Here is a 14,644-nt window from a genome sequence, read left to right as displayed (position 1 = left end):
AATGGCAGGGGAATTTGTAAATCCGAATGCAGTATGGCCCAACTATAGTACAGCTAATGTGCAAAAGGCGGCAGCAACGAAGAAGGATACGACTTTAGGCAAGGATGACTTCCTGAAAATTTTGGTAACACAATTGCGGAATCAGGATCCTAGCCAACCGCTTCAAGACCGTGACTTTATTGCACAGATGGCACAATTCTCTTCGGTAGAGCAGCTTATGAATATGTCGGAGGAAATGACGAAGCTTCGTCAGAATCTCGGCTCCGCATCTAGCCTGATCGGCATGACGGTCGAATGGAACGGGATGTCAGAAACGGGAATCGGCACGACTTATTCAGGCGTTGTAGAAGCAATATCGATTAAGGATGGCGTCCAATACGCCAAAGTTGGCGATAAGACGGTTAAGGTTGATGATCTAACTTCGATTACGTACGTGCCGCACACGGACCAAACGACGCCACCTCAAGAGGAAGAAGGCGAATCGAATGGCTGATGGAATGAAGATCGGAACACTTTATCCATTACCTAGTCGTCCAGGAAGCATTAACGCTAATGTTTCTGAACGTAATCGAGTTTCCAAGCAGGAGAAGCCATTTGGCCAAATCCTTCAGCAACAGCAATCTGCTATTAAATTCAGCCACCATGCTGAACAACGCATTCGACAGCGGGGAATCCAACTTCAGCCCGAAGCGATACGGAAGATTGAAAATGCAGTTGATCAAGCAGCCTCCAAAGGCGCGGTTGATTCACTGATCGTCATGCGAGATGTAGCTCTTATCGTTAATGTTCCTAATCGCACGGTCGTCACTGCATTGGACCATTCGCAAATGGCTGGAAATGTTTTTACCCAAATCGATAGTGCGGTTGTACTAACGTAAATAACAGGCCGGACCTCTTAGAGGGAGCCTGAGTGCCGTGGAACGATTGAAGCGGCATTATCACTCATTCATAAAGTTAATAGGAGGCTGATTGTCAAGATGCTTAGATCGATGTACTCCGGTGTATCCGGCATGCGTGGCTTTCAAACAAAGCTTGACGTTATTGGTAACAATATCGCGAACGTGAACACAGTCGGCTTTAAAGCTGGACGCGTCATGTTCAAAGACATTTTGAGCCAAAGCGTCGCCGGCGTAACAGCACCGGAAGAAGGCGCCCAAGGCGGTGTGAACGCTAAGCAAATCGGTCTTGGCGTTGCCATTGCAGCGATTGACACGCTTCATACAGCGGGCAGTGCAATGACGACGAACGTTCCAACGGACGTTCGGATTGATGGCGACGGATTCTTCGCTGTCAAAACGAATCCAGAGCAAGAAGTGCCTTACTTGACGCGTGCCGGCAATTTCTATCTGGATGCAAGCCGGCAATTGGTTACGGCTGATGGCTCTTTCGTCCTTGCTGAAGGCGGAGAACCAATCGTGCTGGAAGAAGGCGTTACTTCCTTCTCCATTTCGCAAGACGGATCGATTATTTCGATCAGTGCGGACGGCACAGCAGAAGCGACTGGCATCAAGATCGGCGTAGTCAAAGTGGTTAATCCAAGCGGTTTGGAGAAAGTTGGCGGTAACATGTACCGCGTTACACCGAATGCTAACTTGGAAGGTGAAGTCGTAGTTGGAGCGGCTAACGATGGAGAAGCTGGAACTGGCGCGATCATCGCTGGCCAGCTCGAAATGTCGAACGTCGACTTGACTAGCGAGTTTACGGAAATGATCATTGCACAACGCGGTTTCCAAGCGAACTCCCGTATCATTACGACTTCCGATGAAGTGCTGCAAGAAGTCGTTAACCTGAAACGATAAGGTGCATCCGTCGGTAAGCCTTAACGGTTTGCCGACGGTATAAGCTCATCCTTAGGAAGCAGTAATTGCTGCATGCGACAAGTGAATGGTATGCTGCGCAGCAAATCTATAGGAGGAAGCGTAATGGTAGCTTTAACCCGATTGAATGGTACGACCCTAATTATTAACGCTTTGTTGATAGAGACGATTGAAGAGACGCCTGATACCTTAATTACCCTGACGACAGGCAAGAAATTACTTGTACTCGAAAAATCTTCGGAAGTGATTTCGCTCATTCAGCGCTACCTTCAGACAATCGGCGTCATTGCGGCGACCTACAGAAGCGAGCAAACGGAGGGACCCTCGACATGAAAAAGATGTTACCATGGTTAGTTTCGATCCTGTTAGCGATAACGTTAATTGCGATCGTAGCCATCATACTGTTGAACTCTCTGTTCGACGACTCCGGTAAGAAAGAAACTACGGAGCCGGTTAAGGTGGAGACGTTATCTGCCGATGAGCGCGTAGAAGTGACTTCTGAATTAAAAGATATTAAACGCAATCTGTTGGACAACGATTATATTCTCATTGCAAGCTTTGCTTTCCAGCTGGACAGCAAGAAGTCGAAGGAAGCATTCGAGAAGATCAAGGATATTCAAATCCGTCCGATCATTAACCGTGTTATCGCTGATACGACAGTGGAACAGCTTAATGGCTCGAAAGGCCAAGATATGCTGGCCTCGAAACTTCTGAATCTCATCAACCAAGAGTTGCCTGAGAAACAGAAACTAGTCAAGGTAGAAATTACGAACTTTATGATGAGCCAAATCTAATTCATTGACCGGCATACCTGTAAGGGGGTGAGAAATGTGGTTGATGTGTTATCGCAGAACGAGATTGACGCACTGCTAGCTGCCTTGTCCTCTGGTGAAATGGACGCCGAGGATCTTAAAAAGGAAGAGACGCAGAAAAAAGTTCGTGCATACGACTTCAAACGCGCCGTTCGTTTCTCTAAAGATCACATCCGAAGCTTGACGCGCATACATGAGAACTTCGCGCGATATTTGACAACCTATTTCTCCGCACAACTGCGCACATTCGTACAAATTAGCGTTGTGGATGTGGAGCAGCTGCCGTATGACGAATTCATTCGCTCGATTCCGAAAATGACGATCTTGAACATTTTCGAAGCAGAGCCGCTTGAAGGCCGTATGGTAATGGAGGTGCATCCGAACGTCGCCTATGCGATGCTGGATCGCTTGTTAGGAGGCCAGGGAACGGCACCATCGAAGATGAATGCTCTCACTGAGATTGAGATGACAGTTTTGGAGCGCATCTTTAGCAGGGCGTTTGAGAGCTTGCAAGAGGCATGGAAAACGGTCGTTGACATCTCGCCAAGGCTAGAAGCCTTAGAAACGAATCCGCAATTTATGCAGATTGTTTCGCCCAATGAGACAATAGCACTGATTTCGTTAAGCACAAAGATCGGCGATACGACAGGGATGATTAACTTATGTATCCCACACGTCGTCATTGAGCCGATCATGCCGAAGCTTTCTGTACATCATTGGTTCGTATCGCAGAAGAAATCCCGTTCTCCAGAAGAAGTCGAAGTGCTGGAGCAGCGTGTGAATCGTGCGCAGCTGCCAATCGCTGTAGAGTTAGGCGAGTCTGTCATTAACGTCCATGAATTCCTTAGCTTAATGCAAGGTGACGTGATTACGCTCAATAAGCCTGTCGGCGAAGGCTTAAACATTAAAGTCGGCAACAAAATCAAGTTTATCGGCAGTCCAGGATCGGTCAAAGACCGGGTAGCCGTGCAGGTTGACGAAATTGTCAGCGAAGGGGTAGAGGAAGAACATGACGAGTAAAGATTACTTGAGCCAAGAAGAAATTGATGCGCTGCTCCGCCAATCGTCTGATGATACAGATTCGGTTGAGCCAACGGTTGAAGCTGCTGTAATTGCTGATTACTTGAACAATATCGAACAAGATGCACTTGGCGAAATCGGCAACATTACGTTCGGAAGCGCAGCAACAGCGCTATCGACCTTGTTGGGCAAAAAAGTCGACATTACGACGCCACAAGTCACGTTAGTGAAACGTTCCGAGCTCAAAGATGTATTCCCTAAGCCGCATGTGGCTGTATCGGTTCAATACGTAGATGGATTCCAAGGGATTAATTCTCTAGTCATTAAGACGCATGATGCTCAGGTTATCGCTGATCTGATGCTCGGCGGCGAAGGGGAAGTAATGCCAGCGGAACTGAATGAGATTCATATTAGCGCTGTACAAGAAGCAATGAATCAAATGATGGGTTCGTCCGCTACTTCGATGTCGACGATCTTTAACCGCTTCGTAAACATCTCGCCTCCAGGCATCAACATCCTAGATGTTGAAAGCGGAGATGGCGTAAATACGCTGCCAGATGAAGATGTGTTCATCAATGTTTCATTCCGATTGATGATTGGCGACCTGATTGATTCGACAATCATGCAGCTGTTGCCAGTATCCTTTGCGAAGCAAATGGTTGCGACTTTGATGGGTGGCATGGATGAGCCAGCTCCTGCAGCAGCACCTGCGCCAGTAGCAGCGGCAGTCGAAGCAGCAGCGCCAGCAGCAGCAGCACAACCTGCACCAGTTTCTGCTCCACCTGCTGCATACGCACCACCTATGCAAGAAGCACCGCCTGCATATGCCCAACAACAGCAAATGTATGCGCAGCAGCCGATGTATGCACAGCAGCCGCAAGGCCCGAATACATATGGGCAAGTGCCAGGACGCAACGTAAACGTTCAACCTGTGCAATTCGCCAACTTCCAAGGCGCGCCATATGTGCAAGCCGATGACACAAACTTAAATTTGCTTCTCGACATACCGCTTAAAGTAACGGTAGAATTGGGTAGGACCCAAAAGCAAATCAAAGATATTCTAGAGCTGTCACAAGGCTCGATTATCGAATTGGACAAGCTGGCTGGCGAACCTGTTGACATCTTGGTCAACAACAAGCTGATTGCCAAAGGTGAGGTTGTCGTTATTGACGAAAACTTTGGTGTTCGTGTAACGGATATCGTAAGTCAATGGGACCGTATGCAAAAAATTCAATAACATCCTAGGGGGAAATGAGAACGATGGCAAACCGTATTTTGATCGTAGACGACGCTGCATTTATGCGAATGATGATTCGTGACATTTTGACGAAAAACGGATACGAGGTTGTCGGAGAAGCACCGGACGGTTCGGTTGCTGTTGAGAAGTACAAAGAACTGAAACCGGATCTGACAACGATGGACATCACGATGCCCGAGATGGACGGAATTGCAGCTCTGAAAGAAATTAAAAAACTCGACCCGAATGCAAAAGTTATCATGTGTTCGGCAATGGGCCAACAAGCCATGGTAATTGACGCCATTCAAGCTGGCGCTAAAGACTTCATCGTTAAGCCATTCCAAGCGGATCGCGTAATCGAAGCAATCAAGAAAACGCTGGGATAGGCCGCTCACAACATGAAGAACATCCAGATTCGTATCGCGGCGCTCGCGTCAGCCATTCTGCCTTTCACGGCAGTAAGTGCTGCCGCGGCGTCCGAAGGACTGGAGACGACCGACACATCTCCTATCAAATATGATGGGAGCATGACGGGAAATCTCGTGTCTGTACTGATAGCATTAGCGGTAATTGTCGGACTCATTGTCCTTGTAATCAGGCTGCTCTCCCGGCGAAATCGAGGCTGGGGTGCGAACCGCGCACTCCGCACACTCGGCGGAGTCGCGCTCGGGCAGCACAAATCGCTTCAAGTAGTTGAATTAGCTGGCAAGGTTTATATTGTCGGCATCGGTGAGGATGTTCGACTGTTGGATAAGATCGATGATCCAGAAGAAGCTTCACGGATCATTGCTGTTATGGAGCAGCAGAATAACGTCACCTGGAATTCAGCGGCCATTACTGATTTTATGAACAAGTTTCGTAAGAGAAATGGCAGCCAGGACAGCCATTCCGCAACTGATGGGAATGAGGGGCCTGATTTTGAGCGTTTGCTTCGCAAAAAACTGGACGAGCAGTCTCAACGCAAGCAGCAAGTTGAAACGTTGCTTCGCTCACCAAATCAAAGCGATCGGTTGATGGACGATGAATAAAAAATGGATTTATGCAGTCGTCATTGCACAGGTGCTTTTGCTGGGACTGTTTCACTCCCATGCTTATGCAGAACCTTTGCCTAACGTCAGCATTCAAGTAGGGGATGGCACTGGTTCGGAAACGCCAGGCACGAGCGCTGTGTCGATTCTTTTGTTACTGACGGTACTAAGTGTCGCACCAGCTATACTTGTACTCATGACATGTTTCACAAGGATTGTCATTGTACTCGGATTCGTAAGAACATCTCTAGGAACACAACAGATGCCGCCTAACCAGGTACTGATCGGCCTTGCGATGTTTTTAACCTTTTTCGTAATGGCGCCAACGTTATCACAAGTGAATCAGGTAGCGCTTCAGCCTTATCTCAAGGGTGAAATTACCCAGATGGAAGCTTTTGATAAAGCCGCGGTTCCGATGAAGAAGTTTATGTTCTCGCAAACCCGTGAGAAAGACCTGTTGCTTTTCATGAAATATACGAAGACTGAGAAGCCTAAAAGCTATGAGGATATTCCGATTACGGTGCTTGTCCCGGCTTATGCGATAAGTGAACTGAAAACGGCATTCCAGATGGGCTTTATGATCTTTATACCGTTTTTGATTATCGACATGGTCGTGTCCAGTACATTAATGGCAATGGGTATGATGATGCTGCCGCCGGTCATGATCTCGCTTCCGTTCAAGATTCTGCTGTTCGTCCTAGTCGACGGGTGGTACTTGATCGTCAAGTCACTGCTCATCAGCTTTAATATGAGTTAAGCAGAAAGGAACGGATTTGCGATGAGTGCTGAATTTATTATCGGTTTGGCCGGACAAGCCGTTTACGTCATTTTGAAAGCTAGCGCACCGATGCTCATTATCGGTCTTGTCGTCGGGTTAATCGTCAGTATCTTCCAAGCTACGACGCAAATCCAGGAGCAAACGCTAGCCTTTGTTCCCAAAATTGTGGCTGTGTTCGTGTCTATAATCGTGTTCGGGCCATGGATTCTTAATACGCTGGTTGACTTTACTTTCAATCTGCTCAACAACTTGTACAAATATATCGGATAGGCTGGTTGGAAGATGGAGCTGATCGCACAGGGGTTCCCTATTTTTTTGCTAATCTTTTGTCGAATGACAGCGTTTTTCGTCGTGGCACCCATTTTTTCGATGCGCGGCGTACCGACAACGTTCAAAATCGGTCTCGGCTTTTTCCTTACCCTGATCGTCTTTTTAACTTATGGGGTGAAGGAAAGCATCGTGCCAGATGCCACCTATATTTTGTTCGTCATTCGAGAAGTATTAGTCGGTCTGCTTCTCGGCTTTGTCGTCTATCTGTTCTTTACCGTCGTGCAAACGGCAGGCGCCTTAATGGATCTCTCAATGGGTTTTGCGATGTCGAACGTCGTAGACCCGATGACTGGCGCCTCGTCGCCGATGATGGGCAACTTGAAGTATATGATTCTCGTGCTCGTGTTCTTGTCCATGAATGGCCATCATTACTTGCTTACGGCTTTAATGGACAGTTACAAATGGATGCCGCTCGATAATGACTTGTTTGCAAAAATCTACAGCGGCGATGTTTCAAACTTTATGGCTTTAGCGTTTACAGAAACGTTCATGTTAGCTTTCCAGATTGCTTCGCCAATCATTGTTGCGATGTTCTTAACGGATGTCGGGCTAGGGTTTCTGGCGAAAACAGCGCCGCAGTACAATGTGTTTGTTATCGGCATGCCGCTCAAAATATTAATAGGCATTGTCATGTTGACACTTATTTTACCTTCGATGTCGGGCGTGTTTGAACATTTATTCACGAACATGTTTGAGCATCTTCAACAACTGTTAACGATGCTGCAACGAAAAGAAGCCAGTTGAGCAATCGCTTCCGAAGGCTCTAGCATTCCTTAAGGAGGTGACCTCGTGACAGCCCGCATTACACCGTATCGGTTTACGCTTGATTTGCAGCTATTCAGCCAAGAAAAGACAGAGTCAGCAACGCCGAAGAAACGGCAAGAGGCTCGCGAGAAAGGTCAGGTCGCCAAATCACAGGAGCTGCCAGGGGCTTTCATTCTTTTATTCGTATTTATGAGCTTCTTCATGATCGGTCCATATTACAAGACGCGTATTCTAGCTTTGTTCGGCGATTTGTTCGAGGATTGGTTAACGCTCGATCTTACGGCGGGCAACGTGATGTCGCTATTCACGAAGCTGATGTACGAAATGCTTATGATGTTAGCGCCGATCTTCGCGATCGCGATGTTAGTTGCTTTACTAGGCAACTATGTACAAGTCGGTATCTTATTTACAGGCGATCCGCTCAAGATGAAGTTTAACAAATTGAGCCCGATCCAAGGGTTCAAGAACATCTTCTCGATGCGCACCGTCGTGGAATTTGTCAAGAACATTCTAAAGTTGCTCGTCATTGGCTTGGTTGTCTTCATGACACTCAAGAGCCAATGGGGGCGTATCATCCAATTGGATACTTTGCCTGTCGAATATGTCCTTAGCTTCACAGGCGGGATTGCACTAAAGTTAGGGATCGAAATTGGCGTTATACTCGTTGTTCTGGCTATAGGCGATTACTTCTATAAGAAGTATGAATACGAAAAAGGCTTGAAAATGTCCAAACAAGACATTAAAGACGAGTTCAAGAAAACAGAGGGTAACCCGTTAATTAAAGGCCGTATTCGGGAACGCCAACGGAAAATGGCACTGCAGCGCATGATGCAGGATGTGCCCAAAGCGGACGTTATCATCACAAACCCTACTCACTTCGCCGTAGCGTTGAAGTACGATGCTTCTAAGATGGAAGCGCCTGTCGTACTCGCCAAAGGTATGGATCATGTGGCATTGCGCATACGGGAAACAGCCAAGGAACACGGCGTCATTACGATGGAAAACAAGCCGCTCGCCAGAGCGTTGTACGATCGGTCGGAAATCGGCGACTCGATTCCCTCGGATCTGTTTCAAGCGGTGGCGGAAGTACTGGCATATGTATATAAGTTAAAAGGCCGAGCTAAATCTTCGTGAATCGGGGGAACGCGTCATGAAACCTAGGGATCTGGTCATATTGATCGGCATCATCGGCATCGTGCTCATGATGGTCATTCCTGTCCCAACTGTCCTAATGGACGTGCTTCTCATTATTAACATTTCAGCAGCATTAATGATCCTTCTCATCTCCATGAATACGAAGGACGCCTTGCAATTTTCGATCTTTCCTTCCGTGTTGCTCATTACTACGCTGTTCCGGCTCGCGCTCAACGTTTCGACGACACGAAATATTTTGAGTAAGCATGAAGCTGGTTCCGTTGTTGAAACCTTCGGTAACTGGGTAGCAGGCGGCGAAATTGCAATTGGTTTTATCGTCTTCCTTATTCTAGTAGTCGTACAATTCATCGTAATTACGAAAGGCTCTGAACGGGTAGCAGAAGTAGCTGCACGATTCACGCTCGACGCAATGCCTGGCAAGCAGATGAGTATTGATGCGGATTTGAATGCTGGATTGATTAATGAGCATCAGGCAAGAGAGCGCCGTACGAAAATCGAGCGGGAAGCAGACTTCTACGGTGCGATGGATGGTGCAAGCAAATTCGTCAAAGGTGACGCGATTGCTGCCATCGTCATTTTGTTTATTAACCTGATTGGCGGTTTCATAATCGGTATGGCCATTCACGGCATGCCATTCAGTGAATCCCTACATACGTATTCTATTCTAACAATCGGTGACGGGCTCGTAAGTCAAATCCCAGCGCTATTGATTTCAACGGCAGCTGGCATGATCGTAACCCGAGCGTCATCGGAAGGCAATTTGGCAGAAGATTTGACTACCCAAATGCTCAAATATCCGAAGCTGTTGTACATCGTTGCAGGAACCGTTGCATTACTTGGCATTTTTACGCCGATTGGACCAATTTCAACGATTCCAATTGCCGGCATTCTGGTGTACGCCGGCTGGAAGCTGCAATCGAATATGAACAAAAAGCAAGAGGAAGAGGATATGCTCGTCGAGGAACAACAAATCGAAGAGGTTCGCAGTCCAGAGAGCGTTATTGGCTTGCTGAACGTCGATCCGATCGAGTTCGAATTCGGTTATGGGCTTATTCCTTTGGCCGATGCACAGCAAGGCGGCGATTTGCTAGACCGAATCATTATGATCCGTCGCCAATGTGCGCTTGAGCTCGGACTGGTCGTACCGGTCATTCGGATTCGAGATAATATCCAGCTGAAACCGAATGAATATGTCATCAAAATTAAAGGAAATATCGTTGCTCGCGGAGACTTGCTGTTGAATCATTATTTAGCAATGAGTCCTGGGTTCGAGGATGATTCCATTATCGGCATTGAAACGACAGAGCCAGCGTTTGGGCTTCCGGCTCTGTGGATCGATGAAGCAATGAAAGAACGTGCCGAGTTATCGGGATACACAGTCGTTGACCCGCCATCGGTTGTAGCGACGCATTTGACCGAAATTGTGAAGCGTCATGCGCATGAGCTGATTGGCCGACAAGAGACGAAGTCGCTCGTAGAGAATGTGAAAGAAAATTATCCTGCTCTGGTCGACGAGCTTATCCCGAACGTGCTTGCAATTGGGGAAGTACAGAAGGTTCTCGCCAAACTGCTGCGTGAGAAAATTTCGATTCGTGATTTGGTTACGATTTTTGAAACGCTGGCTGACCAAGGCCAATATACGAAAGACACTGATGTGCTTACGGAGTATGTGCGCCAATCGTTGTCAAGGCAAATTACCCAGCAGTTCTCGCCGAGCGGCGATATGCTTCGTGTTATTACAGTCGGTCCAGGATTGGAAAAGAAAATTGCAGAATCGGTTCAACAATCCGATCAAGGCAGCTACTTATCCATCGATCCTGTATCGACGCAGCAAATTTACCAGAAGTTATCCGAACAGGTTACGAAGCAAATTCAATCCGGCAACCAGCCAGTTGTACTCGCTTCGCCAACCATTCGGATGTACTTGCGCAAGCTTGTAGAAAGAACGATGCAGGATGTCCCTGTGTTGTCTTACAGTGAGCTAGAGCCTAACATCGAAGTACAAAGCGTTGGGGTGGTGAACCTGTGAGAGTAAAAACTTACCTTGTGAATGAAGTATCAGAAGCGATGCCGCTCATCCGTACCGATCTTGGAAGCGAAGCAATCATTATCAGCACCAAGGTAATTAAGATCGGCGGCTTCATGGGGATGTTCAAAAAACGCAAAACGGAAGTTGTTGCAGCAGTTGAATCGGATTCTCGACAATCAGAAAAGGGCCGCAAGGCCCCTTCTGCGCAATCAGCCAAGCAAGCGCCTACACGATCTGTTGCTTCCGCTGCAGCTGCATACGCTGGAGGAAACAAGAATGCCTTGCCTGTGGGGACAAGCCAGAATGCAAGGCCGGCTGCCACTGCCGTTTTAGATCAAGAAGATGCTATGAACGCTGCAGAACGGGCAGCAGCCGTTATTCAAGCGATGAATACGAAGCCGCCTGAACTATCCCACAATTCACATGCTGCAACAAAGATGCACTCTGCTCGTACGGATGAATCGCAACGGTCACAGCAACAGCCTGTAACACAAGAACGTGGTGAATCATCGACGAGGCAGATTGCGGAGGAAGCGCTGATTAGTGAGATTAGGGATATGAAGGAATGGATTCTCAAGCTTTCCCGCCAACAAGCTGCCGAATCGCAACCTGCAGCTTTTCGGGCTTTACGGGAGCGATTATACGAACAGGAAGTCTCAACGGAATGGATTGACAAGCTCATTGATGAGCTCGAACAACTGCCAGAAGCACAGCAAGGATTAGAAGATATTGGCTTGGTTTGGAAACTTGCCACTAATCAATTAACGGGTTGGTTGAAGCCTTCTGAGCATTCAGGCATTGCGAGCGGTGAGCGAGTCATTTACTTCGTTGGCCCAACAGGCGTTGGCAAAACAACGACAATTGCGAAGCTGGCTGCCGAACAAACGATTAAGCATGGGCGTAAAGTCGGCTTTATCACTTCGGACACCTACCGGATTGCAGCAGTTGACCAATTGCGTACTTACGCCAATATTTTGAATGTGCCGATGGAAGTAGTGTTCTCTCCTAATGAGGTGCCTCGTGCATTCGAACGCCTGCAGGAGCAAGAAATGATCCTGATGGATACAGCGGGCCGCAACTATCGGAGTGAACTGCATGTGTCTGAGGTTAACAGTTTAATGAACCAAAAACATGCCGAAGGCTCCACTTATCTTGTACTGAGCATGACTGGCCGAACGAAAGATATGGCAGTTGTAGCTGAACGGTTTTTGCCGTATGGCGTCAAGAATGCGGTATTCACGAAATTGGATGAGACCAATGTATATGGAATGCTTATGAATCTTACATTGGAATTTGGCTTATTGCCTGCCTATGTAACGAGTGGACAAACCGTGCCTGATGACATAGCGCCATTCAACGCTGAATCCTATGTCGCACTTTTGTTAGGGGAACCCGTCCATGCATGACCAAGCTGAGGCGCTTCGGAACCTGATACGCAACAACGAGAGGATCGCGACAGGAAAAGGTACACGTATCATTACGGTAACGAGTGGCAAGGGGGGCGTAGGCAAGTCAAACTTTAGCTTGAACTTTGCACTCGCACTCCAGCGGCTTGGTAAAAGTGTTTTAGTATTTGATGCTGATATCGGGATGGCGAACCTTGATGTTTTGATGGGGCATTCGTCAACTTATTCGATCTATCATCTATTGAAACAGGACAAAACGATTTGGGATATTATTCAGCTTGGGCCGCAGGGTTTGCATTTTGTAGCCGGTGGCTCAGGAATGAACGAATTGCTTCAATTAAGTGACGCTCAACTTGAGAAGTTTATTGATCAACTGGATAAACTGCAGGGGCGCTATGATTATTTATTGTTCGATACAGGAGCAGGATTGTCGAAGGAAGCTGCTAGCTTTATAGCGGCAGCTCACGAAACGATAGTTGTAACGACACCTGAGCCTACAGCGATTACTGATGCTTATGCATTAATGAAAATGGTCCGTTCCCTTGGCCATGATCCTGCGTTTCGGCTTGTAGTCAACCGGGCAATGGATCGCCGGGAAGGGCTTCAGACCGCAGACAAAATGGCGATGGCGGCCCAAAAGTTTATGGGGATTGAAGTGCCATTGCTCGGAATCATTGCTGATGACCCTAATGTAAGCCGTGCAGTCAAGCAACAAACACCGTTCTCTATTGCTTATCCGGCAACGGAAGCCACAAGAGGCATTCAAGCGCTCGCTCGGGCATATCTAGATTTGCCTGCACAGCGTGAAGCAACAAGCGGTGGTGTCAAAGGATTTCTTAACAAGATGATCAGACTGATGAAATAATCCTTTGGAATCGGGAGGGCATTATGGCGCCTTATCGTGTGCTTGTAGTGGACGACTCCGCATTCATGCGGACCATCATCTCCGACCTTGTGTCCCACGATAAACAGTTCGAGATTGTCGCAACTGCATCGAACGGACTCCAGGCGATTGAAGCAATTGGCCAGTATAAACCAGATGCTGTAACGATGGACTTAGAAATGCCTGTCATGAACGGCTTAGAAGCATTAAAGCGAATTATGAAAGAGTGTGCGTTACCTGTCATCATGTTGTCAGGCATTAGTGAAGAAAATACGCGGGATACGATTAAAGCCTTACATACCGGCGCTTTTGATTTTATTCGCAAGCCTGCTATTGACGGATCAGTTGATATTGAGCAAGTTGGCGAACAACTGCGCGATAAGTTGCGCATTGCTGTATTGATTGGCCGGATCCGCTATCGTTCAGATCGAACATTTGAAGCCGGTCCACAGGCCGAACGGAAGAGACCGGGAGGCAGCCAAGGGCAGGCAGCTAGCCACAACGTTATGTTAAGCGGGAACGCGATTACGAAACGCAGTGCCAAGAAAACGCAAGAGACGCTTAATAGCTGGAAAAGCAAGGATAAGGATGGTCAGCAAGCAGCGACTGATCGGCCGGAATGCAAGTTGGCTTCGTCTGCCAGCTCCACAGCTTCTAACCTGAAGAAGCCAGTTACGGAACCGGTACATTCTCCTTCTTCTGAAGAAGAGGACGTTCCACGCCGCCAATTAAAACCGAGAGGTTCAACATCATTTGATAATCTCGTAGTTATTGGCACTTCAACTGGTGGGCCACGCGCGTTGCACGAAGTGATCTGCTCGCTGCCGGATCAGTTCGAGGCGCCGGTGCTGGTTGTCCAACATATGCCGGCCAAATTCACGAAATCACTTGCTCAGCGGCTTGATGCCTATAGTGCAGTTCGGGTAACAGAGGCTGTTCAAGGCGAGCGTATTGAGACTGGTACGGTTTATATCGCACCAGGTGGATACCATCTTGAAATCGCAAAGGACCGTTCCGGTTATTATGTGAATTTAACAGAAAGTGAGCCTCGTAATGGCCATCGGCCGTCAGTTGATGTATTGTTTGAGTCGGCTGTACAGTGTACAGAACTGCGCAAGCATGCCGTAATCATGACAGGGATGGGCAGTGACGGAGCGAAAGGCATGAAGCTTTTAAGGGAACAAGGGGCGGCAACAACGATTGCGGAATCGGAAGAAACATGCGTCGTATACGGGATGCCGCGAACGGCAGTCGAAATTGGCGCAGCGATGGATGTATTGCCATTGCCCCGGATTTCAGGCCGAATCGTTGATGCAGTAGCAAAACGCCGCTAACTTACAAACAAGCAATAGAGTCGGCGAAGTAATCTATGGAGGTGCTCGAG

General features: G+C 47.7%; 17 protein-coding genes. All 17 read left to right on the top strand.

Annotated features, from left to right (window positions below; translation table 11 throughout):
* Position 1: 1 nt before the first annotated feature.
* The 17 genes from GON22_RS00420 to GON22_RS00340 all read left to right on the top strand — a co-directional run bounded on the left by GON22_RS00420 (position 2) and on the right by GON22_RS00340 (position 14,594).
* Positions 2–493 (top strand): flagellar hook capping FlgD N-terminal domain-containing protein, encoded by a 492-nt coding sequence (locus GON22_RS00420; protein WP_160394158.1) that lies wholly within the window; start codon positions 2–4, stop codon positions 491–493.
* Positions 486–878: a TIGR02530 family flagellar biosynthesis protein gene (locus tag GON22_RS00415; RefSeq protein ID WP_160394157.1), complete on the top strand. Its 393-nt coding sequence runs from the start codon at positions 486–488 to the stop codon at positions 876–878. The genes GON22_RS00420 and GON22_RS00415 overlap by 8 nt, the downstream gene beginning before the upstream one ends.
* A gap of 99 nt (positions 879–977) precedes the next feature.
* Positions 978–1,799, top strand: a complete 822-nt coding sequence (flgG, locus tag GON22_RS00410) for a flagellar basal body rod protein FlgG (protein WP_160394156.1) — start codon at positions 978–980, stop codon at positions 1,797–1,799.
* A gap of 123 nt (positions 1,800–1,922) precedes the next feature.
* Positions 1,923–2,150 (top strand): flagellar FlbD family protein, encoded by a 228-nt coding sequence (locus tag GON22_RS00405; protein WP_160394155.1) that lies wholly within the window; start codon positions 1,923–1,925, stop codon positions 2,148–2,150.
* Entirely contained in the window at positions 2,147–2,611 is a 465-nt protein-coding gene (locus GON22_RS00400; RefSeq protein WP_160394154.1) for a flagellar basal body-associated FliL family protein, read from the top strand. The genes GON22_RS00405 and GON22_RS00400 overlap by 4 nt, the downstream gene beginning before the upstream one ends.
* A gap of 36 nt (positions 2,612–2,647) precedes the next feature.
* A complete protein-coding gene (gene fliM, locus GON22_RS00395; protein WP_160394153.1) occupies positions 2,648–3,649 on the top strand; it encodes a flagellar motor switch protein FliM in 1,002 nt (333 codons plus the stop codon).
* Entirely contained in the window at positions 3,639–4,886 is a 1,248-nt protein-coding gene (gene fliY / locus GON22_RS00390) for a flagellar motor switch phosphatase FliY (RefSeq protein WP_160394152.1), read from the top strand. Before fliM ends, fliY begins: the two co-directional genes overlap by 11 nt.
* A 23-nt stretch (positions 4,887–4,909) precedes the next feature.
* Positions 4,910–5,272 carry a response regulator gene (locus GON22_RS00385; protein ID WP_160394151.1) on the top strand — a complete coding sequence of 121 codons (363 nt, stop codon included), beginning with the start codon at positions 4,910–4,912 and terminating at the stop codon, positions 5,270–5,272.
* Positions 5,273–5,284: 12 nt separating this feature from the next.
* A complete protein-coding gene (locus GON22_RS00380) occupies positions 5,285–5,914 on the top strand; it encodes a flagellar biosynthetic protein FliO (RefSeq protein ID WP_160394150.1) in 630 nt (209 codons plus the stop codon).
* A complete protein-coding gene (fliP, locus tag GON22_RS00375) occupies positions 5,907–6,671 on the top strand; it encodes a flagellar type III secretion system pore protein FliP (protein WP_160394149.1) in 765 nt (254 codons plus the stop codon). The genes GON22_RS00380 and fliP overlap by 8 nt, the downstream gene beginning before the upstream one ends.
* Positions 6,672–6,692: 21 nt before the next feature.
* Positions 6,693–6,962, top strand: a complete 270-nt coding sequence (gene fliQ, locus GON22_RS00370) for a flagellar biosynthesis protein FliQ (RefSeq protein WP_160394148.1) — start codon at positions 6,693–6,695, stop codon at positions 6,960–6,962.
* A 12-nt stretch (positions 6,963–6,974) separates the two neighbouring features.
* On the top strand, positions 6,975–7,766 hold the full coding sequence (fliR, locus tag GON22_RS00365; RefSeq protein ID WP_160394147.1) for a flagellar biosynthetic protein FliR: 792 nt from the start codon (positions 6,975–6,977) through the stop codon (positions 7,764–7,766).
* Positions 7,767–7,811: 45 nt separating this feature from the next.
* Positions 7,812–8,921, top strand: coding sequence for a flagellar biosynthesis protein FlhB (gene flhB, locus GON22_RS00360; protein ID WP_160394146.1), 1,110 nt, complete (start codon positions 7,812–7,814; stop codon positions 8,919–8,921).
* Positions 8,922–8,937: 16 nt separating this feature from the next.
* Positions 8,938–10,971, top strand: a complete 2,034-nt coding sequence (gene flhA / locus GON22_RS00355) for a flagellar biosynthesis protein FlhA (RefSeq protein WP_160394145.1) — start codon at positions 8,938–8,940, stop codon at positions 10,969–10,971.
* A complete protein-coding gene (gene flhF / locus GON22_RS00350) occupies positions 10,968–12,377 on the top strand; it encodes a flagellar biosynthesis protein FlhF (RefSeq protein WP_160394144.1) in 1,410 nt (469 codons plus the stop codon). The genes flhA and flhF overlap by 4 nt, the downstream gene beginning before the upstream one ends.
* A complete protein-coding gene (locus GON22_RS00345; RefSeq protein WP_160394143.1) occupies positions 12,370–13,242 on the top strand; it encodes a MinD/ParA family protein in 873 nt (290 codons plus the stop codon). The genes flhF and GON22_RS00345 overlap by 8 nt, the downstream gene beginning before the upstream one ends.
* A 23-nt stretch (positions 13,243–13,265) precedes the next feature.
* Complete coding sequence (locus GON22_RS00340) at positions 13,266–14,594, top strand: protein-glutamate methylesterase/protein-glutamine glutaminase (RefSeq protein ID WP_160394142.1); 1,329 nt, start codon at positions 13,266–13,268, stop codon at positions 14,592–14,594.
* Positions 14,595–14,644: the final 50 nt, after the last annotated feature.

Origin of the sequence: Paenibacillus sp. MMS18-CY102 (assembly GCF_009789195.1) — a bacterium.
Classification (GTDB): domain Bacteria; phylum Bacillota; class Bacilli; order Paenibacillales; family Paenibacillaceae; genus Paenibacillus_T.
The sequence above is the reverse complement of the archived record's forward strand: the minus strand, read 5'-3'. Positions and strand labels throughout refer to the sequence as shown.

Excerpts from the sequence above, each read along its gene's own strand:
- GON22_RS00420 (WP_160394158.1), top strand. The coding sequence starts at position 2 with ATGGCAGGGGAATTTGTAAATCCGAATGCAGTATGGCCCAACTATAGT.
- GON22_RS00415 (WP_160394157.1), top strand. The coding sequence starts at position 486 with ATGGCTGATGGAATGAAGATCGGAACACTTTATCCATTACCTAGTCGT.
- flgG (WP_160394156.1), top strand. The coding sequence starts at position 978 with ATGCTTAGATCGATGTACTCCGGTGTATCCGGCATGCGTGGCTTTCAA.
- GON22_RS00405 (WP_160394155.1), top strand. The coding sequence starts at position 1,923 with ATGGTAGCTTTAACCCGATTGAATGGTACGACCCTAATTATTAACGCT.
- GON22_RS00400 (WP_160394154.1), top strand. The coding sequence starts at position 2,147 with ATGAAAAAGATGTTACCATGGTTAGTTTCGATCCTGTTAGCGATAACG.
- fliY (WP_160394152.1), top strand. The coding sequence starts at position 3,639 with ATGACGAGTAAAGATTACTTGAGCCAAGAAGAAATTGATGCGCTGCTC.
- GON22_RS00385 (WP_160394151.1), top strand. The coding sequence starts at position 4,910 with ATGGCAAACCGTATTTTGATCGTAGACGACGCTGCATTTATGCGAATG.
- GON22_RS00380 (WP_160394150.1), top strand. The coding sequence starts at position 5,285 with ATGAAGAACATCCAGATTCGTATCGCGGCGCTCGCGTCAGCCATTCTG.
- fliP (WP_160394149.1), top strand. The coding sequence starts at position 5,907 with ATGAATAAAAAATGGATTTATGCAGTCGTCATTGCACAGGTGCTTTTG.
- fliQ (WP_160394148.1), top strand. The coding sequence starts at position 6,693 with ATGAGTGCTGAATTTATTATCGGTTTGGCCGGACAAGCCGTTTACGTC.
- fliR (WP_160394147.1), top strand. The coding sequence starts at position 6,975 with ATGGAGCTGATCGCACAGGGGTTCCCTATTTTTTTGCTAATCTTTTGT.
- flhA (WP_160394145.1), top strand. The coding sequence starts at position 8,938 with ATGAAACCTAGGGATCTGGTCATATTGATCGGCATCATCGGCATCGTG.
- GON22_RS00345 (WP_160394143.1), top strand. The coding sequence starts at position 12,370 with ATGCATGACCAAGCTGAGGCGCTTCGGAACCTGATACGCAACAACGAG.
- GON22_RS00340 (WP_160394142.1), top strand. The coding sequence starts at position 13,266 with ATGGCGCCTTATCGTGTGCTTGTAGTGGACGACTCCGCATTCATGCGG.